At 66.6% G+C, this 26,601-nt stretch carries 24 protein-coding genes and 1 pseudogene; 10 read left to right on the top strand and 15 right to left on the bottom strand.

Annotated elements, in window-relative coordinates:
* Positions 1-63 precede the first annotated feature (63 nt).
* On the top strand, positions 64-432 hold the full coding sequence (locus ACIUM1_RS16435; protein ID WP_406813708.1) for a hypothetical protein: 369 nt from the start codon (positions 64-66) through the stop codon (positions 430-432).
* Here the strand turns inward: ACIUM1_RS16435 and ACIUM1_RS16430 are convergent.
* The 5 genes and pseudogenes from ACIUM1_RS16430 to ACIUM1_RS16410 all read right to left on the bottom strand — a co-directional run bounded on the left by ACIUM1_RS16430 (position 429) and on the right by ACIUM1_RS16410 (position 4,982).
* Positions 429-1,688, bottom strand: a complete 1,260-nt coding sequence (locus tag ACIUM1_RS16430; protein ID WP_406813707.1) for a cytochrome P450 — start codon at positions 1,686-1,688, stop codon at positions 429-431. The genes ACIUM1_RS16435 and ACIUM1_RS16430 overlap by 4 nt on opposite strands.
* 35 nt (positions 1,689-1,723) lie before the next feature.
* Positions 1,724-2,629: pseudogene (locus ACIUM1_RS16425) on the bottom strand (haloalkane dehalogenase).
* A gap of 1 nt (position 2,630) precedes the next feature.
* Positions 2,631-3,116 (bottom strand): NUDIX domain-containing protein, encoded by a 486-nt coding sequence (locus ACIUM1_RS16420; RefSeq protein WP_406813706.1) that lies wholly within the window; start codon positions 3,114-3,116, stop codon positions 2,631-2,633.
* 6 nt (positions 3,117-3,122) lie between these two features.
* A complete protein-coding gene (locus tag ACIUM1_RS16415) occupies positions 3,123-4,478 on the bottom strand; it encodes a WS/DGAT/MGAT family O-acyltransferase (RefSeq protein WP_406813705.1) in 1,356 nt (451 codons plus the stop codon).
* A 120-nt stretch (positions 4,479-4,598) separates the two neighbouring features.
* Complete coding sequence (locus ACIUM1_RS16410; RefSeq protein WP_406813704.1) at positions 4,599-4,982, bottom strand: DUF1330 domain-containing protein; 384 nt, start codon at positions 4,980-4,982, stop codon at positions 4,599-4,601.
* Positions 4,983-5,152: 170 nt separating this feature from the next.
* On the opposite strand from ACIUM1_RS16410, the gene ACIUM1_RS16405 reads away from it, so the two are divergent.
* The 3 genes from ACIUM1_RS16405 (at position 5,153) to ACIUM1_RS16395 (ending at position 7,678) form a co-directional block, all read left to right on the top strand.
* On the top strand, positions 5,153-6,238 hold the full coding sequence (locus ACIUM1_RS16405) for a dihydrodipicolinate reductase (protein WP_406813703.1): 1,086 nt from the start codon (positions 5,153-5,155) through the stop codon (positions 6,236-6,238).
* A gap of 61 nt (positions 6,239-6,299) precedes the next feature.
* Positions 6,300-7,073 (top strand): SDR family NAD(P)-dependent oxidoreductase, encoded by a 774-nt coding sequence (locus ACIUM1_RS16400; RefSeq protein WP_406813702.1) that lies wholly within the window; start codon positions 6,300-6,302, stop codon positions 7,071-7,073.
* Positions 7,070-7,678: a TetR/AcrR family transcriptional regulator gene (locus ACIUM1_RS16395; RefSeq protein ID WP_406813701.1), complete on the top strand. Its 609-nt coding sequence runs from the start codon at positions 7,070-7,072 to the stop codon at positions 7,676-7,678. The genes ACIUM1_RS16400 and ACIUM1_RS16395 overlap by 4 nt, the downstream gene beginning before the upstream one ends.
* Positions 7,679-7,685: 7 nt before the next feature.
* Here ACIUM1_RS16395 and ACIUM1_RS16390 read toward each other — a convergent pair whose 3' ends face one another.
* Positions 7,686-8,675: a D-2-hydroxyacid dehydrogenase family protein gene (locus tag ACIUM1_RS16390; protein ID WP_406813700.1), complete on the bottom strand. Its 990-nt coding sequence runs from the start codon at positions 8,673-8,675 to the stop codon at positions 7,686-7,688.
* Positions 8,676-8,898: 223 nt separating this feature from the next.
* Positions 8,899-9,819 (bottom strand): zinc-binding alcohol dehydrogenase family protein, encoded by a 921-nt coding sequence (locus ACIUM1_RS16385; RefSeq protein WP_406813699.1) that lies wholly within the window; start codon positions 9,817-9,819, stop codon positions 8,899-8,901.
* 130 nt (positions 9,820-9,949) lie between these two features.
* Here ACIUM1_RS16385 and ACIUM1_RS16380 point away from each other — a divergent pair, with 130 nt between their 5' ends.
* The gene (locus tag ACIUM1_RS16380) at positions 9,950-10,834 is read left to right on the top strand and encodes a ribokinase (protein WP_406813698.1); all 885 of its coding nucleotides are present in this window, start codon (positions 9,950-9,952) and stop codon (positions 10,832-10,834) included.
* On the opposite strand, the gene ACIUM1_RS16375 is transcribed toward ACIUM1_RS16380, so the two are convergent.
* Positions 10,824-12,248 (bottom strand): short-chain fatty acyl-CoA regulator family protein, encoded by a 1,425-nt coding sequence (locus ACIUM1_RS16375; protein ID WP_406813697.1) that lies wholly within the window; start codon positions 12,246-12,248, stop codon positions 10,824-10,826. The genes ACIUM1_RS16380 and ACIUM1_RS16375 overlap by 11 nt on opposite strands.
* Positions 12,249-12,366: 118 nt before the next feature.
* Between ACIUM1_RS16375 and prpD the strand changes: the two genes are divergently transcribed.
* From prpD to ACIUM1_RS16355, 4 genes are read left to right on the top strand one after another with little or no spacing between them, the layout of a single operon-like run.
* Positions 12,367-13,872 carry a 2-methylcitrate dehydratase PrpD gene (gene prpD, locus ACIUM1_RS16370; protein WP_406813696.1) on the top strand — a complete coding sequence of 502 codons (1,506 nt, stop codon included), beginning with the start codon at positions 12,367-12,369 and terminating at the stop codon, positions 13,870-13,872.
* Positions 13,872-14,789 carry a methylisocitrate lyase gene (gene prpB, locus ACIUM1_RS16365; protein ID WP_406813695.1) on the top strand — a complete coding sequence of 306 codons (918 nt, stop codon included), beginning with the start codon at positions 13,872-13,874 and terminating at the stop codon, positions 14,787-14,789. Before prpD ends, prpB begins: the two co-directional genes overlap by 1 nt.
* The gene (locus ACIUM1_RS16360) at positions 14,786-15,913 is read left to right on the top strand and encodes a bifunctional 2-methylcitrate synthase/citrate synthase (protein WP_406813694.1); all 1,128 of its coding nucleotides are present in this window, start codon (positions 14,786-14,788) and stop codon (positions 15,911-15,913) included. Before prpB ends, ACIUM1_RS16360 begins: the two co-directional genes overlap by 4 nt.
* Before the next feature lie 5 nt (positions 15,914-15,918).
* A complete protein-coding gene (locus ACIUM1_RS16355; protein WP_406813693.1) occupies positions 15,919-19,302 on the top strand; it encodes a pyruvate carboxylase in 3,384 nt (1,127 codons plus the stop codon).
* Here the strand turns inward: ACIUM1_RS16355 and ACIUM1_RS16350 are convergent.
* The 3 genes from ACIUM1_RS16350 to ACIUM1_RS16340 are packed head-to-tail and all read right to left on the bottom strand — an operon-like array spanning position 19,299 to position 22,783.
* Positions 19,299-20,225, bottom strand: coding sequence for an HpcH/HpaI aldolase/citrate lyase family protein (locus tag ACIUM1_RS16350; protein WP_406813692.1), 927 nt, complete (start codon positions 20,223-20,225; stop codon positions 19,299-19,301). The genes ACIUM1_RS16355 and ACIUM1_RS16350 overlap by 4 nt on opposite strands.
* Positions 20,226-20,241: 16 nt before the next feature.
* Entirely contained in the window at positions 20,242-21,426 is a 1,185-nt protein-coding gene (locus tag ACIUM1_RS16345) for a CaiB/BaiF CoA transferase family protein (RefSeq protein WP_406817707.1), read from the bottom strand.
* Entirely contained in the window at positions 21,419-22,783 is a 1,365-nt protein-coding gene (locus ACIUM1_RS16340) for an LLM class flavin-dependent oxidoreductase (protein WP_406813691.1), read from the bottom strand. Before ACIUM1_RS16340 ends, ACIUM1_RS16345 begins: the two co-directional genes overlap by 8 nt.
* Before the next feature lie 67 nt (positions 22,784-22,850).
* Between ACIUM1_RS16340 and ACIUM1_RS16335 the strand changes: the two genes are divergently transcribed.
* Positions 22,851-23,501: a GntR family transcriptional regulator gene (locus tag ACIUM1_RS16335; RefSeq protein ID WP_406813690.1), complete on the top strand. Its 651-nt coding sequence runs from the start codon at positions 22,851-22,853 to the stop codon at positions 23,499-23,501.
* Between the two features lie 18 nt (positions 23,502-23,519).
* Here the strand turns inward: ACIUM1_RS16335 and ACIUM1_RS16330 are convergent, their stop codons facing one another.
* The 4 genes from ACIUM1_RS16330 to ACIUM1_RS16315 form a co-directional block, all read right to left on the bottom strand.
* The gene (locus tag ACIUM1_RS16330; protein ID WP_406813689.1) at positions 23,520-23,798 is read right to left on the bottom strand and encodes a hypothetical protein; all 279 of its coding nucleotides are present in this window, start codon (positions 23,796-23,798) and stop codon (positions 23,520-23,522) included.
* A gap of 86 nt (positions 23,799-23,884) precedes the next feature.
* Positions 23,885-24,856 (bottom strand): LLM class flavin-dependent oxidoreductase, encoded by a 972-nt coding sequence (locus ACIUM1_RS16325; RefSeq protein WP_406813688.1) that lies wholly within the window; start codon positions 24,854-24,856, stop codon positions 23,885-23,887.
* A 13-nt stretch (positions 24,857-24,869) separates the two neighbouring features.
* Positions 24,870-25,364, bottom strand: coding sequence for a VOC family protein (locus ACIUM1_RS16320; RefSeq protein ID WP_406813687.1), 495 nt, complete (start codon positions 25,362-25,364; stop codon positions 24,870-24,872).
* A complete protein-coding gene (locus ACIUM1_RS16315) occupies positions 25,361-26,599 on the bottom strand; it encodes an MBL fold metallo-hydrolase (protein ID WP_406813686.1) in 1,239 nt (412 codons plus the stop codon). Before ACIUM1_RS16315 ends, ACIUM1_RS16320 begins: the two co-directional genes overlap by 4 nt.
* Between the last annotated feature and the right edge of the window lie 2 nt (positions 26,600-26,601).

The following is a 26,601-nucleotide window of genomic DNA, read 5'->3' as shown; positions in this document are numbered from 1 at the left end:
TGCAGGCGTAAGCCGACGGTTTGGCCGCGTTTGGCCCCGACCCAAAGCGGGCACGCGGCCAGCATGTCAGTCACAGCCTTTCAAGATCTGCCGCTGGCCGATCGTGACCGCAAGTGGGACGGCGACGCGGCCGAAAAGCGGGTGCGTAAATGGGCCGGTGCAGAGGACAGGCCGAACGAGAAATACCGCGACGCGCACGTCTGGTATGACAGCGACAAGAAGGACAACTTCACGGCCTACAAGCTGCTGATCGCCGATGTCATCGACGGCGACCTCAAGGCCGTGCCACGCGGAGTGATGGCGGCCGGCGCGATCATGGACGGCGCGCGGGGCGGCATCGACGTGCCCGAGGCCGATGTCGACCGCATCAAGAGCCACCTGGCCAAGTACTACAAGAAGATGGGCGAAACCCCGCCCTGGGAACGCGGTTAGACCGAGATCATCAGCTGCGACAGCCCGCGCAGCGTGACATTGGTCTTGTACTGCGGCTCACCGTCCAACCGGGCGTTCGGGAAACGCGCCGTCACCGCCGACAGGGCCACCCCGGCCTCCAGCCGGGCCAGCGGGGCGCCCAGGCAGTAGTGTGCCCCGCGGCCGAAACCTAAGTGCCGCATGCCCTTCCGATCCGGGTCGAAGACGTCCGGTCGATCGTATTCGGCGGGATCACGCTGGGCAGCGGCTGTCAGCAGCATCATGATGTCGCCCGCGGGCACGTCGATGCCGCCGATTGTCATGTCGTCGGCCGCAGTTCGGGCGATCATCTGCACCGGCGGGTCGTAGCGCAACGTCTCCTCGATGACCGCCGGGGCACGATTGGCGGCGGCCCCGAGTGCGGCCCATTGCGACGGCTGGCGCAGCATCGCCAGGACCGCGTTGCCGATCAGGTTCACCGTGGTCTCATGACCGGCGACCAACAACAGCACACAGGTGGAGACGATTTCCTCCGCGCTCAGCTGATCACCTGACTCCTCCACCGCGATCAGTCCGGACATCAGATCGTCGCCGGGCCGCGAGCGTCGCCGGTCGATCAGACCGTGTAGGTAACCGCGCAACCACATTCCGGCGTCCATCCGCTCTTTCAGGTTGTCCGACGGCGTTCCGGTGAAGGCGACGAACGGGTCCAGCGATTGCGCCAGCAGCGCTGACACCCGGCTGAATTGCGGCTCATCCTCGATCGGTACGCCGAGCAGCCGGCAGATGACCGCCACCGGCAGTGGATACGCGAGGTCCTCGACGACTTCGAATTGCCCCTTTTCCGCGATCCGGTCGAGCAAGCCGTCGATCAGCGCGGTGATGTCGGGTTGCAGCGCGTTCACCACCTTCGGCGCGAACGCCTTGCTGACCAACTTGCGCAGCCGGGTGTGATCCGGCGGGTCCAGAAACAAAAATCCCGGCGGGGTTTGTGGTGGCGCCTCGGCGCCGGCTTCGATGAGCTGTCGGGTCTGCGCCTCGATTTGCGCGCGGGCGGCGGTCGACTTGAGCCGGTCGTTGCTCGACGACGGGTGGCGCAGGGCGTCGTCGCAGTCACGGTAGGTCGAGAACACTGCGAGGTTGCCCTCGGGCACCGCGAACGATCCGCGTTCGCGAAACTGCGCGAACAGCGGGTAGGGGTCGGCGCGGACCGCCGGGTCCAACAGCCGTACCAACGACTGGTCGGGTCTGGTGGACTCGGCAGGTGCGGTCGGCATCCTGACATTGTGCCCGCCGCCCAGCGGCGCCCCGCTCAGCGGCGCAAGAACTCCACGATGTGACCGGCCAGTTCCGCTCCGGCGTCCTCCTGCAAGAAATGTCCGGCGCCGCGGATCACCGGGTGGTCGATTCCCTGTGCACCGCGCATCTCGCGCTGGAAGATGGCGGCCATCGGTCCGGTGATCGGGTCGCTGTCGCTGAAGGCGACCAGCATGGGTGTCGGGCTTGCGGAAAGATTGGCCCACGCGGTCTTGTTGGCCGTCGCGGCGGGATCATCCGGTGAGGTGGGCACCAGGCCGGGCATGGCGCGCGGCCCGGCGCAGTAGTCGTCGGTCGGGAACGGCGCGTCATAGCCGGCGCGCTCCTACTCGCTCAGCCGCCGGCGACAACCACCCTGCACGAACGCGCCGACGTCCAGCCTCGGCCCCGACGTGATGGCTTCGCGGAAGCGCCACCAGACGTCGGCCATGGGCTGCTCGCCGTTGGGCAGCCCGGTGTTGGCGACGACCACTCCGCTGAAGCGTTCGGGATGCTCAGCGGCAAGCCGCAATCCGATCAGACCTCCCCAGTCCTGGCCCACCAGAGTGACGTTACGAAGGTCGAGGACATCGAAGGCCACCGCTCGCATCCACTCGACATGGCGGGCGTAGCTGTGGTCTTCGCGGCGGGTCGGCTTGTCCGAACGGCCGAACCCAACCAGGTCCGGGCAGATGACCCGATGACCCGCGGCCGCCAGTATCGGGATCATCTTGCGGTACAGATATGACCACGACGGTTCGCCGTGCAGCATCAGGACGGGATCGGCGCTTTCCGGGCCGTCTTCGACCCAGGCCACTCGCAGCGCGTCGCCTTCACCGTCCGGCACGTCGCAATACCTTGGGGGGTAAGGGAAGTCGGGTATACCGTCGAACCGGTCGTCGGGTGTTCGCAGCGTTTCCATGTCACGTCCCTTCGGACAGTCCGACCAGGCCCGGGTCCGCCATCAAGCGATCGAGAAAGCCGTGCTGGCCCTTCAGCAATTTGATGCGCGCGGTCGCCACCGCGAACCAGCCCACGCGATCAACCTCGGGAAACTCCCGCAGCGTGCCCGACCCTTTGGGCCACTCCAATTCGAAAGTGTTGCTGTGCGCCTCGGTGATATCGAGGTCGCCGCGCACCGCGAAGGCCGTCACCACCTTGCCACCGGATTGCTTGAGCTGGCCGAGATCGTGGCGGGGGCCGGCCGGCACCGCCAGGCCCAGCTCCTCGCGAAACTCCCGCTGCGCGGCCGCCCAGGGATCCTCCCCATCGGTGTACTCCCCTTTCGGGATCGACCACGCGCCGTCGTCTTTTCGGGCCCAGAACGGTCCACCCGGATGGGCGATCAAGACCTCGACGACGCCGCCGCAGGTTCGGTACAACATCACGCCCGCACTCAGTTCGGCCATCGAGTCCTATTCTCCCACAGCACGTTCCAGATCCTTGAGGGAGGACTCCAGGTGTGCGAGCAGGCGTTGCAGGTGCGGCACGCTGCGCCGGCATCCCACCAGACCGAAGTCCAGATTGCCGGCGTTGTTGGTCAGGGTGATGTTCAGCGCTTGGCCGTCCAGCGCGATCGACAGCGGGTAGTTGCCGTCGAGGCGGGCACCCCCGTAATAGATCGGCTGGGTCGGTCCCGGCACGTTCGAAATGATGATGTTGAACGGGGGCGACGTCGAGCTCACCCAGCCCGGGACCGCGTTCAACGCCAACGCTGACGTGTTGACGGCGGACAGCGCCAGTGCCTGAAACCGCGGCAGCTGTGAGAACACTTTCTTATTGCTACGCATCGATTCGCTGATGGTCAGCAGGCGCTGCGCGGGGTCGTCGGTGTGGGTCGCGAGGTTGCACAGGATGGCGCCGACCAGGTTGCCGCCGGCGTCGGCCTCCTCTTCGGTACGCAGGCTCACCGGAACCATGGCGATCAGCGGCGTCTCGGGCAGCGCGTCGTGTTCGAGCAGGTAATAGCGCAGGGCGCCTGAACACATCGCCAAGACCACGTCGTTCACCGTGACTCCTGCGGCCTTCTTCACACCTTTGATGCGGTCCAGCGACCAGGACTGCGCGGCGCAACGGCGAGCGCCGCCGATCTTGACGTTCAACATGGTCTTCGGCGCCCCGAAGGGCAGGGTCAGCTGCTGCTCGAGCAGCGCCGCACGCGCCAATCCGAGTGTCGAGGGGGCAAGCGCGGCAAGAGAACCCACCGTCCGTGCCACTGAGCTCAATGGATTCGGCGGGCCGGATTTCCGCTTGGGTTTGCGCAGGCTCCATGGGGCGCGGATCTCGACGTCGCCGGGGTCGGTGGTCAGTGCGCGCTGCATCAGCTTCTGCGCGGAGACGCCGTCGATCAGCGCGTGATGAACCTTGGTGTAGATCGCGACCCGCCCGTCTTTCAAACCTTCAACGATGTGTGTCTCCCACAGGGGGCGGTGCCGATCCAGCAGGCTGCTGTGCCACCGCGAAGTGAGTTCGAGCAGTTCGCGGACCCGTTTCGGGGCCGGCAGCGCCGAACGCCGGACGTGGTAGTCGATATCGATGTCGTCGTCGTACGACCAGCCCAGGTTGGCGATTCCGCCGACGAAGCTCGCGGGGTGTTTGCGGAACGTGGGCTGGAAATCTCGCTGAGCGGCCAGGCTTTTGTAGAGGTGACTACCGAAGCCGCGACCGGCGCCCGGCGGGGGCACGAACAACTGCAAGCCTCCGACATGCATGGGATGTTCGCGAGATTCTCCCAGGAGAAAGATCGCGTCGGTGGGCTTTATCAGTTCCATCCACCCATTACACCCATTTCGGCCTGATCCGGAAAGCCATTGAGAGGTCGGATCGTCGCCGGGCCCGCAGCTGGATGGCGGCAACGCCGGGCGGCCCCGTCCCCGACGGACGGCGTCAGGTCACTCGGATGCCATCGACCATGTCGAGGTCGCGATCAAATCGCCGCGTTCCAGGCCGGCGGCGCGATGCTCGTGCACCTTGGCGTACTCCTGTGTGGTCACCATGTCGATGAAAGCCTGCGGGGTTGGGTACTCGACCACGAGAATCGCGTCCCACCAAGGCTTTTCGCCTTCGCCGATCACCACCGACGGCGCTTTCCCGGCATAGCGCAGCTTGGCGCCCACCCGTTGCAGGTGCGGGACCACTTCTTGGCCGTACCGCAGGTAGCTCTGCAGGCCGCCGTCCGCTTTGAACTTCAACAGGTTGACCATCACCACCGGCGCATCAGCCGGTCGCGCCGCGAGCGCCGCGAACTGCTCGGGCGTCGGCTCCAAACCGCTCATCTGAATCTCCTTGCGCTGGTTTAGTTTTGGGGGCCCCGATGCCGTCACAGCCGATCGGTGACGGTCTTCAGGAAACCACCCGATCGTTGACAGTGACTGTCATCAAGTCATAGCCTGCCATTTCATTCGCCGCCGTGTAAAGGCCGCACTGTCCGTCCAGGAGGTCAATGATGAGTCGCCCATCCAAGCTCCGTGTCATCCAGTGGGCCACCGGGGGCGTGGGCAAAGCCGCCATCGAGTGCGTCATCAATCACCCCCAACTGGAACTCGTTGGATGCTGGGTACACAGCGCGAGCAAGAAAGGTGTCGATGTCGGCCAGATCATCGGGAAACCGGACCTCGGCGTCACCGCCACCACCAGCATCGACGAGGTACTGGCGCTGGACGCCGACTGCGTCATGTACAGCCCGCTGATACCCAACGACGACGAAGTCATCGCCATCCTGCGGTCCGGCAAGAACGTCGTCACACCGGTGGGCTGGGTGTACCCCGATCCGGACAACAAGCGTCACCAGGCCGTCGTCGACGCCGCGATGGAAGGCGGTGTGACGCTCCATGGTTCAGGCATTCACCCCGGTGGCATCACCGAGCGATTCCCGCTCATGGTGTCGTCACTGTCGTCGGCGATCACCCACGTGCGTGCCGAGGAGTTCTCCGACATCCGCACCTATAACGCACCGGACGTGGTGCGCCACATCATGGGCTTCGGCGGTACCCCCGAAGAAGCCACTCAAGGGCCGATGGCCGGTCTGCTCGAAGCGGGCTTCAAGCAGTCGGTGCGGATGATCGCCGATCACATGAGATTTCGAATCGATCCCAACATCAGGACCATCCAGGACGTAGCCGTGGCGACCGCGGACATCGACTACGATCCGTTCCCCATCACGACCGGCACCGTGGCGGCGCGCCGGTTCCGTTGGCAGGCACTGGTCGACGGCGAGCCGGTTATCACCGCGGCGGTCAACTGGTTGATGGGGGAGGACAATCTGGACCCCGCCTGGAATTTCGGCGGGCGGGGTGAACGCTTCGAGGTGGAGATCACCGGCGATCCCGACGTGAGCCTGACCTTTAAGGGCCTGCAACCGGAGACCATCGCGGAAGGCTTGGTGAAGAATCCGGGCGTCGTCGTTACCGCCAACCACTGCATCAACGCCATCCCCGACGTGTGCGCCGCCGAGCCGGGCATCAAGACCTACCTGGACTTGCCGTTGTTCGCCGGCCGCCCGGCCCCGGGGCTCGCCGCGGGCAACCCATGACCGAGACGAGCGGGCTCGACGACATCTCTCGCCGCCTGCAGTCGCAGATGGAACCAGCCCGATGAGTTACAGCCACCCCGATTCGATGCGCGGGCACGTCGCGATCGTCACCGGCGCCGCCCAGGGCGTGGGTAAGGGCGTCGCCACCGCCCTGCTCGAACGCGGTGCGGGCGTGCTGCTGGTCGACATCCAGGACGAGGCCCTGCACCGGACCACCGCCGAGCTGAAGGCGCTCGGGCGGGTGGAAGAGCTCGTCACCGACCTGCGGGATCCGGGCAGCGCACAGCGGATCGCGGCGGCCGCGGTGGACGCCTTCGGCTCGGTAGACGGCCTGGTCAACAATGCCATCGCCACCAACGAGCCAAAGGCGTTCGTCGACATCACCATCGAAGACCTGGCCCTCGGCTACGACGTCGGCCCGCGTGCCACCTTTCTGCTGATGCAGGCCGTGTACCCGTTGATGGTCGAGGCCGGCGGTGGTTCGATCGTGAACCTCGGTTCGGGGACGGGAACCGGCGGTGAGCCCAAGTGGGGCGGCTATGCCGCCGCCAAGGAAGGCATCCGCGGGCTGTCGAAGGTGGCGGCGCTGGAGTGGGGGCGCGACAACATTCGCGTCAACGTCATCTGCCCCTTCGCCGAATCCGACGGTGTCAAGTTCTGGAAGTCGTTCGCGCCCAAGGAATACGACAAGGCCGTGGCGCGGGTGCCGATGAAGCGCATCGGCGATGTCCGCACCGACGTGGGTGCGCTGGTGGCGTTCCTGCTCGGCAGTGACGCCACGTTCATCACCGGGCAGACCATTCACGTCGACGGTGGGATCGGTTGCTTCCGATGACCCTTCCCACCAGACCAGTGTCGCTCCGCGACCGGCAGCGCGCACAGATCCGTGCCGATATCCGGCGTGCGGCGTTCCGGCTGTTCGTCGAGCGCGGGTACGACGCGGTGACCACCGAGGAAATCGCTACGGCGGCCGGAGTTTCCCCGCGCACGTTCTTTCGCCATGTGCCGAGCAAGGAAGAGCTTCTCCTCGCGCCGGTGCGCTACGGCGGCGCCGCGATCGTCAATCTGCTCGAGGGGCGTCCCGCCGGCGAGTCACCCGATGCCGCGCTGATCAACGCCATCATCACGCGGACGCGGTCATTCGAGCAGGCCGACACCGAAGAATGGCGCGAAGCCCTGCTGGTGGTCCCCGACCTGCTCGACAAGGTCACGGTTCACCGGCCGGCCGATAAGGAGCGCGCTACCAAGCTCATAGCGGAGCGGATGGGGGTGACTGCGGATGCCGACCTCCGGCCGGGCCTGCTGGTCCAACTCGCATTCGCGGCAGCAGATTTCGCCTTCCAACAATGGGTGCGACAGTCCGGGAAGCCGCGGCCACTGGAGCGTTACGTCACCGATGCGCTGGAGGCGGTCAGAAGTCCGCACTGGAGGCGGAAATGACCGGGTTTCAACCCCGCTGCGCCGCTTCGGGATTGGCGATCCTGATGGGCTTTCCGTCCAGCCAGGCCACCACCGATTCCACCGTGTCGGAGTAGAAGGCACCCAGCATTTCGCGGGTGACGTACCCCAGGTGCGGGGACAGGGTCACGTTCGGAAGCGACCGCAGCCGATGGTCTCTCGGCAACGGCTCGACGTCATAGACGTCCAGCCCGGCGCCGGCGATACGGCCGGCCTCCAATGCCGCCAACAGTGCCGACTCGTCGACGATCGGGCCGCGGGAGGTGTTGATCAGGTACGCGCGCGGCTTCATCAGCGCAAGCTCGGATTCACCGACCAGTCCCCGGGTGCGATCCGATAACACCAGATGGATGGAGACCACATCCGAGGCTTCGAACAACGCGGCCTTCTCGACCCGTCGTGCGCCCACGCCCGCGGCGGCCGCCGCGGTGAGATTCTGGCTCCACGCAATGACTTCCATGCCGAACGCCGTGGCGTATTCGGCCATGCGCCTGCCGACCCTGCCCAGGCCGAGCAGTCCCAGGGTCTTGCCGGACAAGGTCATGCCCGCGCTGCGCTGCCAGCCGCCCTCGCGCATGTTGCGATGCTCGTCGGCGAGGTTGCGCACCGTCGCGATCATCAGCCCCCACGCGAGTTCCGGTGTGGCGTCGCGCATGGACCTGAATCGGGGGTGGGTGAAATCCGACTGCGCCACCAGAACCGCGTGTTCGGTGGCCGCGGCCATGTCCAGGTTGGGCAGGCTGCTGCCGACGATTGTTATCAGCTTCAGCTGCGGCAGCCGCTCGATCAAGGCCCGTGGAAACGCCATCCGCTCTCGCATGGTGCACACCGCATCAAACGGCCGCAGCGCATCGGCCGCCTCGTCCTCGCCAAGATGGCGATCGAAAACGGTTACCTCGGCCCGCCGTTGCACCGGCGACCAGTCTGCGACCTGCAAGGCCACGCCGGCGTAGTCGTCGAGGATCGCTACCTTGGGCATGACATGTCTTCGGTCCAGTGCATGGCCCACTGGACCACTACCTCGTCTGTCTCGTCAAGGCCGAGACGACATCAGCGGCGCCGACGGCGTTCAGCGGGGCTTGCTGTCTCTCGTCGGATTGGGCATCGCGACTATCGCCGATAGCCCATTCGCCGCCGAAACGCCCAATGCCCGAAGCCGATCCGCCCTGCCAGGGCATCCCAAAACGGTGGGTATCGTCCGGTCATGGCACCACCGCGATCTTGACATGCGGGCCGGACTGTTGTGCGCGCCACGCCTGGGCGGCGTCTTCGAGTGAATACCTTTGTGTCTCAACGCTGATACGGCCGGCGGCGGCGTGCTTGGTGATCTCTTCATAGCCCGCGCGCATCGCCTCCGGCCCCATGGCGTCGTTGAGATGGCCGACATGCGTGCGGCCAGCCAACGCGCGGAACGGCACCTCGGCAGTCGGCCCGGCGCCCTCGCCGACGGTGATCAGCGTCGCGCCGTTGGCCGTCGCGGCGAGTGCGGCCAGAAAAGGCTTGCCGTAGACCAGGTCGAGGACCACGTCATAACCGTCGCCCGCCTCGGCGCGCAGCGCCCGCGCGTCGTCGTCTCCGCCGAGTTGCACCGTGGCGTCCGCGCCCAGGGCGCGGGCCTGCTCAAGCGCGTCGGGATTGCGGCCCGCACCGATCACGCGTCCCGCGCCCAGCAGCCTGGCGACCTGTATGCCGATACGGCCGACCACTCCGGTAGCTCCGAGGATGAGAACCGACTGGCCACGCGACACGTCTGCGTGCCGGGTCAATGGCAACCACGCGGCCAGCCCTGCGATGCCGCACGCCACCGCCACGTCGTCGTCGAGGCCGTCGGGCACGGAAACGGTTTTCTCGGGATCGACGGGACAGCGTTGCGCCCATGAACCGAACGGAGCCGGCGGTGCGTTGAAGTAGACCCGCTTGCCGTCGAGCGTGCCTATCCCCTCCCGGCCGACCACCGATGGAATGACCGGTTGGCCCATTTTTCCGGAGGCCAGCTCGAGGTCCACCGGGTTGCAGCCGGCGAGGACGACCTCGACGATGCCGTCCGGGGAACCGCGATCGGGCTCATCGAAGTCTCGAACTGTGGGGACCTCGCCCACCGCCTCCAAAACCGCCGCACGCATCTTTGCCTTCCCGTTTGGGTATCGGATTCCAGCACTGACGCAAGGGGTTTCCGCCTGCGACGGATCGAAACAGTTCAGCGTGGGGCCAGCGGCAATTGTCCGTCTAACGAAAAGTGGGCACTGTGTACTCATGAGCGTTGTGGTGATCGGTCAGATCGCGGGCGACCTGGTGCTGCGTACCGACGGGCCGCCGTCGACCGACTATTCCGTCGCGGTCTTGCAGCGCAACGAGTTACTCGGCGGCAAGGGCGCCAACCAGGCCGTCGGCCTCGCACAGCTGGGGGTGCCGGTCGCCCTCATCGGCGTGGTGGGTGACGACCACGCCGGCGCGGCGGTGCTGCAGCAAGCGCAACGCGACGGCATCGACATCGGCGGTGTCGCGCGCCGCGGCACGACGGCGCTTCTGATCGATGTCGTCGGCCGACCAGCCGAACGCATGCTCATGGAAGATGTCCCGGAAAGTTCGCTGGTCGTCGTCGCGGACCTCGACCGGGCGGCTTCCCTTTTCGGGGCCGCCGACACCGTGTCGATTCAGTTGCAGCAGCCGACCGCCACAGCCATGGTGGCGGCGCGGCGCGGGCGGCAGCGGGGACTGCGGGTGGTCGCCGATGGCGTCCCGGACCCGTCGATTCGCGCGGACCTCCTCGCAGCGGTCGACGTGATCCGCGCCGATGCCACCGAAGCGTCGCTGCTTGCGGACCGGGAAATCACCACGGTGGAGCGGGCCCGCGAGCTGGCCGAGCACCTGCTGGCCTGCGGTCCGGAACTGGCCGCGATCGCGGTGCCCGGGGTTGGTGATCTCGTGGCGTGGCGCGGCGGCAGCGAGGTTTTCGAATTCGCCAAGGTGAAGGTGATAGATCCGACCGGAGCCGGTGACGCGTTCGTGGCCGGTCTGATCGCCGCCCTGCGTGACGGTGCCACACCGCGGGAGGCCGGCCGCCGGGCATCGTCGGCCGCCGGCGCCACGGTGCAGCACCTCGGCGGACGACCCGATCTGACCGCACTCAGGGCGTAATCGCCGGCGGATACGGCAGATCCGTGCTGCTGTGCGGGTCGACGTATACCGGGCGACCGAGATACGGGAAGGCGCGTTGCGAACAGGCCGGCCGGTCGCAGATCTTGCAACCGGCGCCGATCGGCACGATCGATTCGGCGTTGGTCGGATCGATGCCGACGGAGTAGATGAGTTTTTCGGCGTGGGCGACGTCGCAGCCCAGACCGATGGCGAAGCTCTTGTCCGGTCCGAGGTAACGGCTCGGCTCCGTCGTGGTGGTCCGGGCGATCCAGAAGTAGGTGCGCGCGTCGGGCATCTGCGCGACCTGTGTCAGGAACTGGCCGGGCCGGGAAAACGCGTGGTGCACCACCCACAGCGGGCAGTTCCCACCGACTCGGGAGAAGTGAAATGCCGTGGCGGACTGTCGTTTCGAGATGTTCCCGGCGCTGTCGGTGCGGACGAAGATGAACGGGACGCCGCGGGCATTGGGGCGTTGCAGGGTGGACAGCCGATGGCAGATGGTTTCGAAGCCCACCTCGAATCGTCTTGCCAGCTGGTCGATGTCGTAGCGGACACTCTCGGCGGCTTCGAGGAATCGCAGGTAGGGCAACAGTAACGCGCCGGCGAAATAGTTGGCCAGGCCGATGCGGGCGACGCCGCGAGCATCGTCGCTGAGCTGATCGTCGCCGGCGATGATGCCGGTGATCAGCCTGTCCTGGGTCAGCAGGGCGATCTGCGTGGCGAGCTGGAAGGCGCGCTGCCCCGGGTACAGCCATCGGGCCAGATACAGGATTCTCGATTCGGGCGCAAACAGCCGTTTGGAGTTGGGATCCAGCACCTGGCCGTCATCGACCACCACCGCGACACCGAGTTTCTCGGCAAGCAGCCCCGCCAACTGGCCGTCGAGACCGCCGATGCGCAACCGGTTTTCGTTGAACAAGCCTTCGGCCGCGACGTCCAATTCGCCGATGTAGTTCTTGCGGTCGTAGAAAAAGTCACGGACCTCTTCGAAAGGCATCGGCTGTTGGGACATCGCCGACGTGTCCGGGGTTTCCACGTTGGCGCGACTGTGCAGCGCTTCGAGTTCGGCGGTGGTGTCGTGCAGCCGACGGTGCAGATTGACCAGCGTCTGCCCGACGGCCGGCATGCGGGCGACCAGTTCCTCGACTTGGCCGGACGTAGCGGACGTGTCGGCCAGAACTTCACGCAGGTCCGACACCAGGCGGGCGTCGGATTCCGGAGCAAAGTAGTGGGTCGGCAAGTCGAACCGCTCGGCAAGGGCCAGCAGCACCGGAACGGTGATCGGGCGCTGATCGTTCTCCAGCTGGTTGACGTAGCTCGTCGACAACCCCAGGACGCGCGCCAGTGCCACCTGGGTCAGCCCCTGCTCCTCGCGTAGTCGCCGTAGCCGCGCTCCGGCGAACGTCTTCGCCACCCGTCACACGGTACGCCCGCTCCTTTCACAACATTCGCAAAATTCTGCCGACAAGGACACAGGATTACGCTCTTACAGGGCATTTACCCGCCACCCGGCGGTGCGTACTGTGCGGCATATGCGGATCCATGACGTTCGAACCCGGCGCAGCGCCGACGACTTCCCTCGTGTAGAGCACCTGGCCTGGAAGATCGCCGAGGTCGCGGCCGACCCGGTCGCCGTGCCCGCGGACACCGAGGCGATGGTGATCAACCGGATCATCGACAACGCCGCGGTGTCGGCCGCCTCGGTGACCCGCCGCCCGGTCGCCGCCGCCCGCGCTCAGGCCCAGGCCCACCCCAACTCCTTCAAGGGCGCCAAGGTCTGCGGCATCCAGGGCGACTACTCCCCGGAATGGGCGGCCTGGGCCAACGGCGTCGCCGTGCGCGAGCTGGACTTCCACGACACCTTCTTGGCAGCCGAATACTCCCACCCGGGCGACAACATCCCGCCGCTGGTGGCCGTCGCCCAGCACCTCGGGATCGGCGGTGCCGACCTGATCCGGGGCATCGCAACCGGTTACGAGGTCCAGATCGATCTGGTCAAGGGAATTTGCCTGCACGAGCACAAGATCGACCACGTGGCGCACCTCGGCCCGTCGGTGGCTGCCGGGCTGGGCACCATGCTGCGCCTGGACAAAGAGACCATCTACCAGGCGATCGGCCAGGCGCTGCACCTGACCACGTCCACCCGGCAGTCACGCAAGGGCCTGATCTCCAGCTGGAAGGCGTACGCCCCCGCCTGGGCCGGCAAGGTCGCCATCGAGGCCGTCGACCGGGCCATGCGCGGCGAGGGTGCGCCCGCACCCATCTGGGAGGGCGAGGACGGGGTGATCGCCTGGCTGCTGTCGGGTCCGGAACACACGTATCAGGTGCCGCTGCCCGAGCCGGGCGAGCCCAAGCGCGCCATCCTGGACAGCTACACCAAGGAGCACTCGGCCGAATACCAGAGTCAGGCGTTGATCGACCTGGCCCGCCGGATGAGGAACAGCATCGGCGATCTGGACCAGATCGCAACGATCGAGCTGTACACCAGCCATCACACCCACTACGTGATCGGCACCGGATCGGGCGATCCGCAGAAATTCGACCCGGATGCTTCCCGCGAAACGCTGGATCACTCGGTGATGTACATCTTCGCGGTGGCGCTACAGGACGGAACCTGGCACCACGAAAGGTCTTACGCGCCGGAGCGGGCGCACCGTCCCGACACCATCGAGCTGTGGCGCAAGATCTCCACGGTCGAAAATCCGGAATGGACTCGGCGCTATCACTCCTCGGATCCCGGCGAGAAGGCGTTTGGCGCCCGCGCCGAGGTCACCCTCAAAAACGGTGAGCTCATCGTCGACGAGATCGCCGTCGCCGACGCGCATCCGCTGGGGGCCAGGCCATTTGAGCGCAAGCAGTACATCGGGAAGTTCACCGAGCTGTCCGAGGGTGTCGTCAGCGACACCGAGCGGCGACGCTTCCTGTCGGCGGTCGAAGCCCTTCCCGGCCTGCAACCAGGCGCGCTGGGCGCGTTGAACATCACCGTCGGTCCACTGGTCCTGGCCGACGCAGCCACGACCCCGCCCGGGATCTTCTGATGAGCGGACTGATCGGCGGCACCGCGCCCGCGGCGGCCAAGCGGGCGCACTTCCGCGCTGCGCTGGAAAGCGGCCGCTTGCAACGGTTTCCGGGCGCGTTCTCGCCGCTGGTGGCCAAGTTGGTCGCCGAGCTCGGCTTCGACGGCGTTTACGTGTCCGGCGCGGTGCTGTCGGCCGACCTCGGCTTGCCCGACATCGGCCTGACCACCCTGTCCGAAGTCAGCGGTCGCGGCGCACAGATCGCCTCGGTTACCGACCTGCCCACCCTGATCGACGCCGACACCGGTTTCGGTGAACCGATGAGCGCCGCGCGCACCGTAACGGTGCTGGAGGATGCCGGGCTGGCCGGCTGCCATTTGGAGGACCAGGAGAACCCCAAGCGGTGCGGGCATCTCGACGGCAAGGCCGTGGTGCCGGTGAGCGAGATGATCAAACGGCTGCGGGCCGCGGTGGCGGCCCGCCGCGACCCGAACTTCATCGTCTGTGCCCGCACCGATGCCGCCGGAATCGAGGGGGTGCCCGCGGCGATCGACCGTGCGAAGGCGTATGCCGACGCGGGCGCCGACCTTATTTTCACCGAGGCCCTGTACACGCCAACGGAATTCGAGCAGTTCCGCGCCGCCGTGGATACACCGTTGCTGGCGAACATGACCGAGTTCGGCAAGTCGGAGCTCTTGACCGCCCAACAGCTGTCCGACATCGGCTACAACGTGGTGATCTACCCGGTGACCACGCTGCGGCTGGCCATGCACGCCGTGGAGGCCGGCCTACGCGAAATCGCCGACGCGGGAACCCAATCGGGTCTGTTGGACCGCATGCAACACCGCAGCAGGCTCTACCAGCTGCTGCGCTACGCCGATTACAACCAATTCGATTCCGACATCTACAACTTCGCCCTGCAAGGAGTCGTGCAATGAGCGCCGTCGAAGACAACAGACCCCGCATCTATAAAGGCCTGGCCGGTGTCGTTGTGGACACCACCGCCATCTCCAAGGTGGTACCGGAGACCAACTCGCTGACCTACCGCGGCTATGCCGTGCAGGACCTCGCGGCGCATTGCAGCTTCGAGCAGGTTGCCTACCTGCTATGGCATGGAGAGCTTCCCGACGACCAACAGCTCGCGCTCTTCGCCCAGCGGGAACGAGCGGCCCGCCGGCTGAACCGATCTCAGCTGTCGTTGTTGGCCAAGCTGCCCGAGACCTGCCACCCGATGGACGTGGTGCGCACCGTCATCAGCACCATGGGCGCCGAGGACCCGGATGAGGACGACAGCAGCCCCGCGGCCAACTACGCCAAGGCGCTGCGGATGTTCGCGGTGCTGCCCACCATCGTCGCCGCCGACATGCGACGGCGGCATGGCAAGGAGCCGATCGCGCCGCACAGCCACATGAACTACGCCCAGAATTTCCTGCACATGTGCTTCGGCGACGTGCCCGAGCAGGTAGTGGTGGACGCCTTCGAGCAGTCGATGGTCCTCTATGCCGAGCACAGCTTCAACGCGTCGACCTTCGCAGCCCGGGTGGTCACCTCCACGCAGTCCGACATCTACAGCGCGGTCACGGCGGCCATCGGCGCGCTGAAAGGCCCGCTGCACGGCGGCGCCAACGAGGCCGTCATGCACGACATGCTCGACATCGGCAGCGCCGACCGGGCCGCGGAATGGCTGCGGGGCAAGCTGGCTCGCAAGGACAAGATCATGGGCTTCGGCCATCGGGTGTACAAAAATGGCGACTCCCGGGTGCCCACCATGAAGGAGGCGCTCAAGCGCGTCGCCGCGGCGCGGGACGGCCAGAAGTGGCTCGACATCTACGAAGTACTGGAGAAGGGCATGGCCGATGCCAACGGCATCAAACCCAACCTGGACTTCCCCACCGGACCGGCCTATTACCTGATGGGCTTTGACATCGGCGTCTTCACCCCGATCTTCGTGATGAGCCGGATCACCGGGTGGACGGCACACATCATCGAGCAGACCGCGTCCAACGCGTTGATCCGTCCGCTGAGCGAGTATGTCGGACCTCCGCAGCGCGCTCTATCGTAAGTACCGTGTTTGCGAAGGTACTGGTCGCCAATCGCGGAGAGATAGCGATCCGCGCGTTCCGCGCGGCCTATGAGCTGGAAATCGGAACGGTCGCGATCTACCCCTACGAGGACCGCAATTCCGTGCATCGGCTGAAGGCCGACGAGTCCTATCAGATCGGCGAGGAGGGCCACCCGGTTCGCGCCTACCTGTCGGTCGACGACATCGTCGCGACGGCCCAGGCGTGCGGCGCGGATGCGATCTACCCCGGCTACGGCTTCCTGTCCGAAAATCCGGACCTGGCGGCGGCATGCGCGGCGGCTGGGATCACCTTCGTCGGCCCGAGCGCGGAGGTGCTCGAGCTGACGGGCAACAAATCGCGGGCGATCGCGGCGGCGCGGGAAGCGGGTCTTCCGGTGCTGGCATCCTCGGCACCGTCGACGTCGGTGGACGAACTGGTGGCCGCCGCCGAGGCGATGACCTTCCCGCTGTTCGTCAAGGCCGTCGCCGGGGGCGGCGGACGCGGGATGCGCCGGGTGACCGACGCCGCGTCGCTGCCCGAGGCGATCGAGGCGGCCAGCCGGGAGGCCGAATCCGCGTTCGGGGACGCCGCCGTGTTTCTCGAGCAGGCGGTGATCAATCCGCGGCACATCGAGGTTCAGATCCTGGCCGACACCCACGGCAACGTCATGCACCTCTACGAGCGTGACTGCAGCGTGCAGCGCCGCCACCAGAAGGTCATCGAGATCGCGCCCGCCCCCAACCTGGATCCTGAACTGCGGATGAGGATCTGCGCCGACGCGGTGGCGTTCGCGCGGCACATTAATTACGCCTGCGCGGGCACCGTGGAGTTTCTGCTCGACGAGCGCGGCAACCACGTGTTCATCGAGATGAACCCCCGCATCCAGGTGGAGCACACGGTGACCGAGGAGATCACCGACGTCGACCTGGTGTCGGCGCAGCTGCGGATCGCCGGCGGCCAGAGCTTGGAAGACATTGGCTTGAGCCAAGACTCGATCGTGCCGCACGGCGCGGCGCTGCAGTGCCGGATCACCACCGAGGATCCGGCGAACGGCTTCCGCCCCGACACCGGCCGGATCACCGCATACCGCACCCCTGGCGGCGCGGGCATCCGGTTGGACGGCGGCACCACGCTGGGTGCGGACATCAGCGCGCACTTCGACTCGATGCTGATCAAGCTGACCTGCCGGGGCCGCGACTTCGCCACGGCGGTGCGCCGGGCGCGACGGGCGGTCGCGGAGTTCCGGATCCGCGGTGTCTCGACGAATATTCCTTTCCTGCAGGCGGTTTTGGACGATCCCGACTTTCAGGCCGGCCGCATCACGACGTCGTTCATCGAGGAGCGCCCCCAGCTACTCACCGCGCGCAGCTCCGCCGACCGCGGCACCAAGATTCTCAACTACCTGGCCGACGTCACCGTCAACAAGCCACACGGTGAGCGTCCATCGGCGGTATACCCGCATGACAAGCTGCCCGACATCGACCTGTCGGCGGACCCGCCCGCGGGATCCAAGCAGCGGTTGACCGAACTCGGGCCGGAGCGTTTTGCGGCCTGGCTGCGCGAGTCCCGGGGCGTCGGGGTTACCGATACCACCTTCCGCGACGCGCACCAGTCCCTGCTGGCCACCCGGGTCCGCACCAGCGGGTTGATCAAGGTGGCGCCCTATATCGCCCGGACGACTCCGCAGCTGCTGTCGATCGAATGCTGGGGCGGGGCGACCTACGATGTGGCGCTGCGGTTCCTGAAGGAGGACCCGTGGGAGCGGCTCGCCACGCTGCGCGAGGCCCTGCCCAACATCTGCCTGCAGATGCTGCTGCGCGGACGCAATACCGTGGGCTACACGCCCTACCCGGAGACGGTCACCACGGCGTTCGTCGAGGAGGCGACGGCGACCGGCATCGACATCTTCCGGATCTTCGATGCGCTGAACAACGTCGACTCGATGCGGCCGGCCATCGACGCCGTGCGGGAAACCGGGGCGGCGATCGCCGAGGTGGCGATGTCCTACACCGGTGATCTCAGCGATCCGGCCGAAAAGCTGTACACCCTTGACTATTACCTGAAGCTGGCCGAACAGATCGTCGACGCCGGGGCACACGTGCTGGCGATCAAGGACATGGCCGGGTTGCTGCGGGTGCCGGCGGCGGCAACGCTGGTCTCGGCGCTCAAGTCCCGCTTCGATCTGCCGGTGCACGTGCATACCCACGACACCCCGGGCGGGCAACTGGCCACCTACGTAGCGGCCTGGCACGCCGGCGCCGACGCCGTCGACGGCGCCGCGGCCCCGCTCGCGGGCACCACCAGCCAGCCCGCGCTGTCGTCGATCGTGGCCGCCGCGGCCAACACGGCGTATGACACCGGGCTGTCGCTGCCGGCGGTCTGCGACCTGGAGCCGTATTGGGAGGCGCTCCGAAAGGTGTACGCGCCGTTCGAATCCGGGCTTCCCGCCCCCACAGGGCGGGTGTATCACCACGAGATCCCCGGCGGCCAATTGTCGAACCTGCGCCAGCAGGCCATCGCGCTGGGGCTTGGAGACCGGTTCGAGGACATCGAAAACGCTTACGCGGGAGCCGATGCCATTCTCGGGCACCTGGTCAAGGTCACACCGTCCAGCAAGGTGGTCGGCGACCTGGCGCTGGCGCTGGTGGGCGCGGGCGTCAGTGCGCAGGACTTCGCCGACGATCCCGCCCGCTATGACATCCCGGACTCGGTGATCGGCTTTTTGCGCGGCGAGCTCGGTGACCCGCCGGGCGGCTGGCCCGAGCCGCTGCGCACCAAGGCACTGGAGGGCCGCGGCCCGGCGAAGCCGGAGCAGGTGCTGACAGCCGAAGACGAAAAGGCTTTGGCCACACCGGGGCTCGACCGGCAGGCGGCGCTGAATCGGTTGCTCTTCCCCGGGCCCACCAAGGAACTCGAGGACCACCGCGAACAATACGGTGACACCTCGCGGCTGAGCGCCAACCAGTTCTTCTACGGGTTGCGCCACGGCGACGAACATCGCGTCGAGCTGGAGCGCGGTGTGGAGCTGTTGATCGGATTGGAGGCCGTCTCCGATGCCGATGAACGCGGCATGCGCACCGTGATGTGCATCCTCAATGGGCAGCTGCGTCCCGTCGTGGTGCGTGACCGCAGTATCGCCTCGGACGTGCCCGCCGCCGAGAAGGCCGACCGCGCCAACCCGGACCACATTGCCGCACCCTTTGCCGGCGTCGTGACGGTGACCACCGAGCTCGGCGAGGAAGTCGAAGCCGGCCAGACCATCGCGACGATCGAAGCGATGAAGATGGAAGCCGCCGTCACCACCCCCAAGGCGGGCAAGGTCGCACGGATTGCGGTTTCGCAGACCGCCCAGGTGGAAGGTGGCGACCTCTTGGTGGTGATCGATTAGCGGTGATCGCGAGCGCGGCTGCTCGTGATCAGAGCGGCGCGCGCCAGCGTCTGCTCGGCTTGCTTCACGTGGGCCGCATCAACCAGGACGCCGTTCACCCCGACGGCGCCGCGGCCGTTGGCTTCGGCTTCCCGGTAGGCGGCGACATTGGCTTGGGCGCGGGCGATTTCGTCGGCGGTCGGGGCATAGACTTCGTTGGCGACGGGCACCTGGTCGGGGTGGATGGCCCACTTGCCGGTGTAGCCGAGCAGCGATGCGCGCCGGGCGTCGCGCTCGTATCCCCTGAGGTCCCGGTAGTCGGGGTACGGTGCGTCGATTGCGTCGACGCCGGCGATGCGCGCGGCCACGATCACCTTGTTGCGCGCGTAAGCCCAGAATTCGCCGGGATATTCGCCGAGCGGGACGAAGTTGGTGTCCACTCGCGCGCCCTGCGACAGCGAGAAGTCCCCCACGCCGAAGATCAGGGCGTCCAGCCGAGGGCTGGACGCCGCGATCTCCTCGACGTTGGCCAGGCCCTCCACCTCTTCGATGAGAACCTCGAGCCGAATGGCTTTGTCCAGGCCCAGTTTCGCCTCCAACTGGGTGAGTAGCACGTCTACCCACCACACGTCGCGGGCCCGCCGGGCCTTCGGAATGATGATTGTGTCGAGATTCCGACCGGCCTTGGTCACCACATCGACGACGTCGTCGTGACACCACTGGGTGTCCAGACCGTTGATCCGGATGGCGCGGGCGGTGCGGCCCCAGTCGATGTCGTTGAGCGCGGCGATCGCCTTGGCGCGCGACTCGTCCTTGAATGCCACCGGCACCGCGTCCTCGAGATCGAGGAACACCAGGTCGGCGCAGCACCGGGCGCCCTTCTCGAACATGTTGTCGTTGCTCGCTGGCACCGCGAGTTCGGAACGACGGAGCAGATCTGTCACCGGTGATATCTTTCTGTCACAGCACGCCGCGGGCGCGCAGTTCGTCAATGTCGTTAAGAGTCAGGCCGAGTAGCTCGCCGTACACTTCGGCGTTGTGTTCGCCGAGGCGGGGCCCTAGGTGGCTGACCGTGCCGGAGACCGCTGAGAAGCGCGGAACGGGAGCCTGCACCTTCACGGGCCCGAGTTGCGCATCATCGACGGAGATGAACACCTCACGATGTGCCAGCTGTTCGTCGGCCACCAGGTCGCCGATGTCGTAGACCGGGGCCGCGGCCACCTCGTGATTGTCAAAGACCTCCATCGCCTCCGAAAGAGTCTTTGTGGCAACCCAATCGGCGACCACGGCGTCGACCTCACGAGTCCTGGCCAGCCGACGCTGAGGGTCTGAGAAGTCGGGGTCCAGCGCCAGGTCGTCTCGCCCTATCGCCCGGAAAACCCTCAACGCCAGCGCCGGCGAGCTTCCGGACATGGCCAGCCACCGTCCGTCGGCCGTCTGATAGGTGTTGCGCGGCGCCGAAATATCCCACCTGTTGCCGGACCGCTCGGGCACCAGGCCCAACTGGTCATAACCCAACAACGTCTGTTCCAGCAGCCTGGCCAGCGGGTCGATCAGGTTCACGTCGATCAGCTGACCCGGCCCACCGTGCACGTCGCGGTGATACAGCGCCATCATCACCGCGTAAGCGGCGTTGAGCGACGCGACGCCGTCGGCCAACATGAACGGCGGCAGCGTGGGAGGGCCGCCGGCCTGGCCGGTGATGTGCGCGAATCCGCTCATCGCCTCCCCCAGCGTGCCGAACCCGGGGCGCTGGCTCTTCGGCCCGGTCAGCCCGTAACCCGTGATGTGCAGCATCACGATCCGGTCGTTGACCGCGCGCAGGCTCTGGTAGTCGAGCCCCCACTTGCGCACGGTCTGCGGACGAGTGTTGATGATGACGACGTCGGCGTGCTGCACCAGTCGGCGCACCAGCGCCTGACCCTCGACGCAGCGCAGGTCCAGCGTGACCGAACGTTTATTGCGCGACAACGACTTCCACATCAGCCCGACCCCGTCGCGCTGATTGCCCCAACCCCGGATCGGATCCCCGTGTCTTGGTTCCTCGACCTTGATCACGTCGGCCCCGAATTCGCCCAGATAGGTCGCCACCAGCGGCGCGGCGGCCAGGGTGGCGAGGTCGAGTACCCGCAGCCCGTCAAGCATTGGCACCGCCAGCCACCTGCGGATTCAATGGGCGTTGCAGGCCAAGGTGTCCGCGCAGCGTCGACGACTCGTACTCGGCGCGGAACAGCCCCCGGCGTTGCAGTTCTGGAACCACCATGCGCACCACATCTTCGAATGCCCCGGGCAGATGCGTTGCGGCCAACACGAATCCATCGCAGGCTCCGGCTTCGAACCAGTCCGCCATCTGATCGGCGACCTGCCGGCCGGTGCCGACGAAGCGCGGACCCTGCAGCAAGGTGGCGCGATGGTTGGCGAGGTCGCGCAATGTGACAGTGTCACCACCGATGTGGGTGCGCAGGTTCTGCACCAGCCCGCGGATGCCGGAGACCGAGGCGAGCAGTTCGTCGGTCACCGGGTCGTCGAGATCGTGTTGCGCGAAGTCGTAATTCATCAGCTCAGACAAGAGCGTCAGGGATGCCATCGGATGAACCAGATCATCGAGGAACATTGCTTCGCGCTCCTTGGCGTGGGTCTCCGACTCGCCGACGACGGCGTACGCCATCGGACAGATGCGAACCGCGGCAGGATCGCGACCGGCGTCGCCGATGCGGTCCTTCTGGTCCGTGTAGTTAATGCGCGCAACGTCGATGCCCGGATCACCGGTGAAGATCAATTCGGCCCAGCGCGAGGCGAATTCGCGGCCCCGTCCTGATGATCCCGCCTGGATTATGACCGGGCGGCCCTGGGGCGTGCGCGGCACCGTCAACGGCCCGCGCGCCGAGAAGAACTCGCCAACGTGGCCCAGCTCGTGCACCTTGGCGGGGTCCGCGTACTGTCCGGCTGCCCGGTAGTGCAGGACGGCGTCGTCCTCCCAGGTGTCCCACAGGCCGGTCACCACATCCATGAATTCGTCGGCGCGGTCGTAACGTTCGTCGTGTCCGAGGTGGGCGTCGACGCCGAAGTTCTGCGCTTCGCTGTCGTTGACCGAGGTGACTACGTTCCAGGCGGCGCGCCCGCCCGAAAGGTGATCCAGCGAGGCGAAGGTCCGCGCGACGTGGAAGGGTTGGTAATACGTCGTCGAGTAGGTGGCGCCCAGCCCGATCTTCGAGGTGGCTTGGGCGAGCACCCCGAGGATCACGCTGAGGTCCAGTTTGACCGGGCGGGCGCCGTAGCGGACGGCTTCGTCGACCGAACCGCCGTAGACCCCCGGCATCGCCAGGCGATCATCGAAGAACATCAGGTCGAAGCAGCCCTCTTCGAGCTGACGGCCGATCTTGGCGTAGTAGGACGCGTCCAGATAGCGGTGTTCGGTCGCCGGGTGCCGCCACGAGCCCGCGTAGACGGAAGTGCTGCCGGCCTGCATGAAGGCGACGAGGGCCATCTTGTCGGTGCGCATTTTTGAAACGTAACATCTGATATTTCAGATATCAAATGCTAAATCTGTCGTTTGGTATTCTGCGCCGGTGGCGGGCATCGACATTTCCGGAACCGTTCGCGAGCGCGCCGCCCGCGAACTGCGCGACCGCATACTCACCGGCGCGCTGCCCGCCGGATCGCGGATCGATCTCGACGCCATCACCGAGGAATTCGCGACCAGCCGCACGCCGGTGCGCGAGGCGCTGCTGGAGCTGTCATTCGAAGGACTGGTCCAGGTCGCCCCGCGCAGCGGTGTGACGGTGCTGGGCATCACCCCGGATGACGTCCTGGACAGCTTCACCATTCTTGGTGTGTTGACCGGCCAGGCCGCGGCCTGGGCCGCCGCGCGCATCGAGGCGCCAGAGCTCGAAACGCTGCGCGGACTCGCGGCCGATGTCGTCGCGCGGTCCGGCGACGACAGCATCGGGCAGGCCAACTGGCATTTCCACCAGATGATCCACCGTGCTGCACACTCGCCGCGGCTGATGAATCAGATCAAGCAGGCCGCCCGAGTGGTGCCGAGTAACTTCCTCACCTTGTTCCCCGAGCACGAGAAGCACTCACTCGACGAACACCAGGAGTTGTTGGACGCTCTGGGTGACAAAGACGCCGAGCGGGCACGCACCATCGCCGAGCGCCATGTGCTGGACGCCGGACGCTCGCTGGCAGAATGGCTGGAGCAACGCGGCGTCGGTTAGCGCCGTTGCCAGGTCCGATCAACCACCGCCGCCGGCTCCCCCGCCGCCGCCGGCCCCGCCACCGCCGCCAGCCCCGCCACCGGCGCCACCCCCGGCTGGGAGGCTTTCGCCGGTGCCGCCGTACGGCACCTGGGGTGCGGGGTGCGCGGGTGACGGAGTCGGGTTGACCGACGTTGGCGTCGCCGGGGCCTCGGGAGCGGTGGCCGAAGCAGTCGTGCCCGCACCCCAACCGATCGCGAGCGCCAACATGGCGGTGCCACCGGCTATCGCCATCGTCTTCTTCGCCCCAGAGTTCATCGGATCTCCCTTTCGCCTCTGCGCTTGGCTGCGGCTGAAATACCCGCGATGCGGGCCCGTAATCGGGAGTTCTGAATTAGGTGCGATCAGGTGAGGGCGGGCAGGACCTTCTCGGTGAGCAACTGGACCGACTTCCACGCTTCGTCGACCGGCATGCCGCCGACCAGCGGGTGCATGACGAGCGGGCCGAAATTGTCCGCGTCGCGCACCTCCGCGATCAGCTGACCGGGAGTGAGGAAACGATATCGTCCCGATGCCCTGACCTCGTCCACCGTCTGGACACCGGGCAGGTGCATCAGCGAGCGCTGGTCGGTCGACCACCGGCCGTAAGTGACTGCCTCCCAGAGGATGTGGTCGCCCAGTTCGGCCCATGCCCGGTCCGGATCCTCGTGCAGGTAGATCATCCCGCGATTGACCGGGCCCGGCATGAGGATGAACGGTGACGTGCCGGCCTCGGCGCACAGCTCGCGGTAGTAATCGGCAATGTCGGGCAGGTAATCGGCCAGGCTGAGGGGCAGCCGGAACCGGGCTGCGCGGCGCGCCGTGGCGCGAGCGCCACCGCCGACGTACAGCGGCGGATGCGGCCTTGTCCAGGTGCCGGTGCAGATTCCGTTTTCGCGGTCGCCACCGGACCAGACGGCCAGCATCCGCTCGAGCAGGGCGTCCATCAGCACACCGCGCCTTCCGAAATCGGCTCCTAGAGCGTCGTATTCGACGGCTCGATAGCCCAGACCGACCGTGGTGTGCAGGCGCCCGCGGCTCATGTTGTCGACGAGCGCGATGTCTTCGGCAAGCCGCACCGGGTTCCACAGCGGTCCCAGCGCGCAATCGACGCTCGCGATCAGTGTCGAGGTCCGGGCCAAGAACATCGCCGCGGCCATGATCGGGTTGCAGCTCCAACCGTGCCCGGTCGCGTGATGCTCGTCGACGCTGATGGAGGTGATGCCATGGGCCTCGCCCCACTGCCCGAGCTCGAGCGCCGCGGACAGGAGCTTGCTTTGCGTACGTGGATCCCCTTGTGGCGAAGCGAAGTTGAAGCGCAGCACCGTCAAGAGCATTGGTCGTCCCGCCTCACGACGCGTCCGGTCCTGCCGCCGCCTGCAGGAACGCCGGAAAGTCCGGGAACAGTGCACGGTCGACGATCTCGATGCGGGTTCCCACGGCATCGACGTAGTAGGCGAACAGTGCCAGATCCGGCTCCGAAGCTGGTCCAGCGGTGTCCGCCGTCGCCTCAAAGGTGAAGCCGTTGTCTTCCAATATCTTCGCGCTCTCGGCAAGATCGTCCGTCCAGTAACCGAGGTGGTGAACCGCGTTGCCGGGTGCCGCCGTCCAGGCCGTCCCCGGTACCTCCCTGATCAGCTCGACGTGCGGCGCCTGCAGCGAATAGACGAAAGTCGAAGTCACCTCGCGGGTTCCGCTCGTCGTGCGGAACGGCAGGGTGTAGCTCACCGGGGTGATCCAGCGATAGCCGGCCAGCGCGGTCAGCCGCCCCATCGCCGCATCGAGGTCGGGCACGATGATCCCGGTGTGATAGAAGTCCTCGGGCCGTAGTGCGCATGCCGTCATGCGTTCCTCGCTATCTGGTTGCGGAGCCAAGCACTTTCCCAGAAATTCGTGCTGCTGGCCAGCAGCTTTTCATGGGCTTCCCGCAGCACGTCGCGAGCCCCCGGATGATCCGCCGGGACAAGCTCGGCGAGGTGGATGGCCTGCAGCGCACGATCGGCCGCCAGATGCGCCCGGGCCCGCTCCACCAACGCATCGGCACCGGCCAGCTCGACCACGTCGGCGGCGACGGAGTCGAATCCGACCGGGTATAGCTCGGTGGTCGATTCGTGGTGGAACCAGCCCGAGTAGTTCTCCCAGACGGCCCGCACATCCCAGTCGACTTTGCCATAGCCCTGGCCCACTTCACATTCCGCGGGCAGGGTGATCTCCCGCATCAAGGTGCGGACGTCTTTGCCGGCGTTCATGCCGGCGACGGTCTGATCGTGAATGTGCTGGATGGCGTCGCGCAACCGGGTCAACTCCGCATTGATGCGATCGGCACCCTTGACCGGCTCGAAGTGTCCGGTCACCAGCAGGTCGGCTTGCAGGCCGCGGACCCGCTCCACCGACGCGACGGCCGTCAACGCATCCCGATACCTGTCTCCGCGCATGGTGACGAGATTGGGAACATGTCCGAATAGCGGCCCGAAGGTATTCCCGCACAGACAGATTCGTTCTTCAGGCAGCCAGATCACCAATGAGTCGGTGGTCTCGCCGCCGGGCACGGCAATCAACTCCATGCGCCGGCCACCGACCTCCAAGCAGAGGGTGTCCTCGAAGTCGATGTCGACGTCGACGTCGCTCTGGCCGGCCAGTCGGGTGGTTCCCAGGCGCCGCTGGATGGCCTGGATGCCGTTGGCCAGGGTGTCTTTGAAGGCGAAGGCGCTGCGGTTGGCCCGGTACGGGATCAGCCGGTCGTTGTCGTCTCGCCAGGACTTCCAATTCGCCTGCGCGACAACGACCGTCTCGGGATCTCGTACGCTGTCCAAGCCGCCGACATGGTCCACGTGTCCCTGCGTGAAGATGACGTAGCGCACCGGTGACGAGTCCACGGCGTCGAAGTTGGCGCGATGCACGGGCCCCTCGAAGCCCATGCCGGTGTTGACGATCACCCGTCCCTCGGTCGTGGTGAGTAGATACGAGTTGGACAAGCCGGGCGAGCACCACAGTCCGGTGGCGATCTCTTCGGCCTTCTCGGCCGAAGCCGGGCGCATCGCGTCGGCACCCGGCCTGGTCCGGTAGACAGGTTCGGACATCG

Origin of the sequence: Mycobacterium sp. M23085, from assembly GCF_045343915.1 — a bacterium.
Taxonomy (GTDB): domain Bacteria; phylum Actinomycetota; class Actinomycetes; order Mycobacteriales; family Mycobacteriaceae; genus Mycobacterium.
Note: the sequence above shows the minus strand (reverse complement) of the source record. Positions and strands in the feature narration are given on the sequence as shown.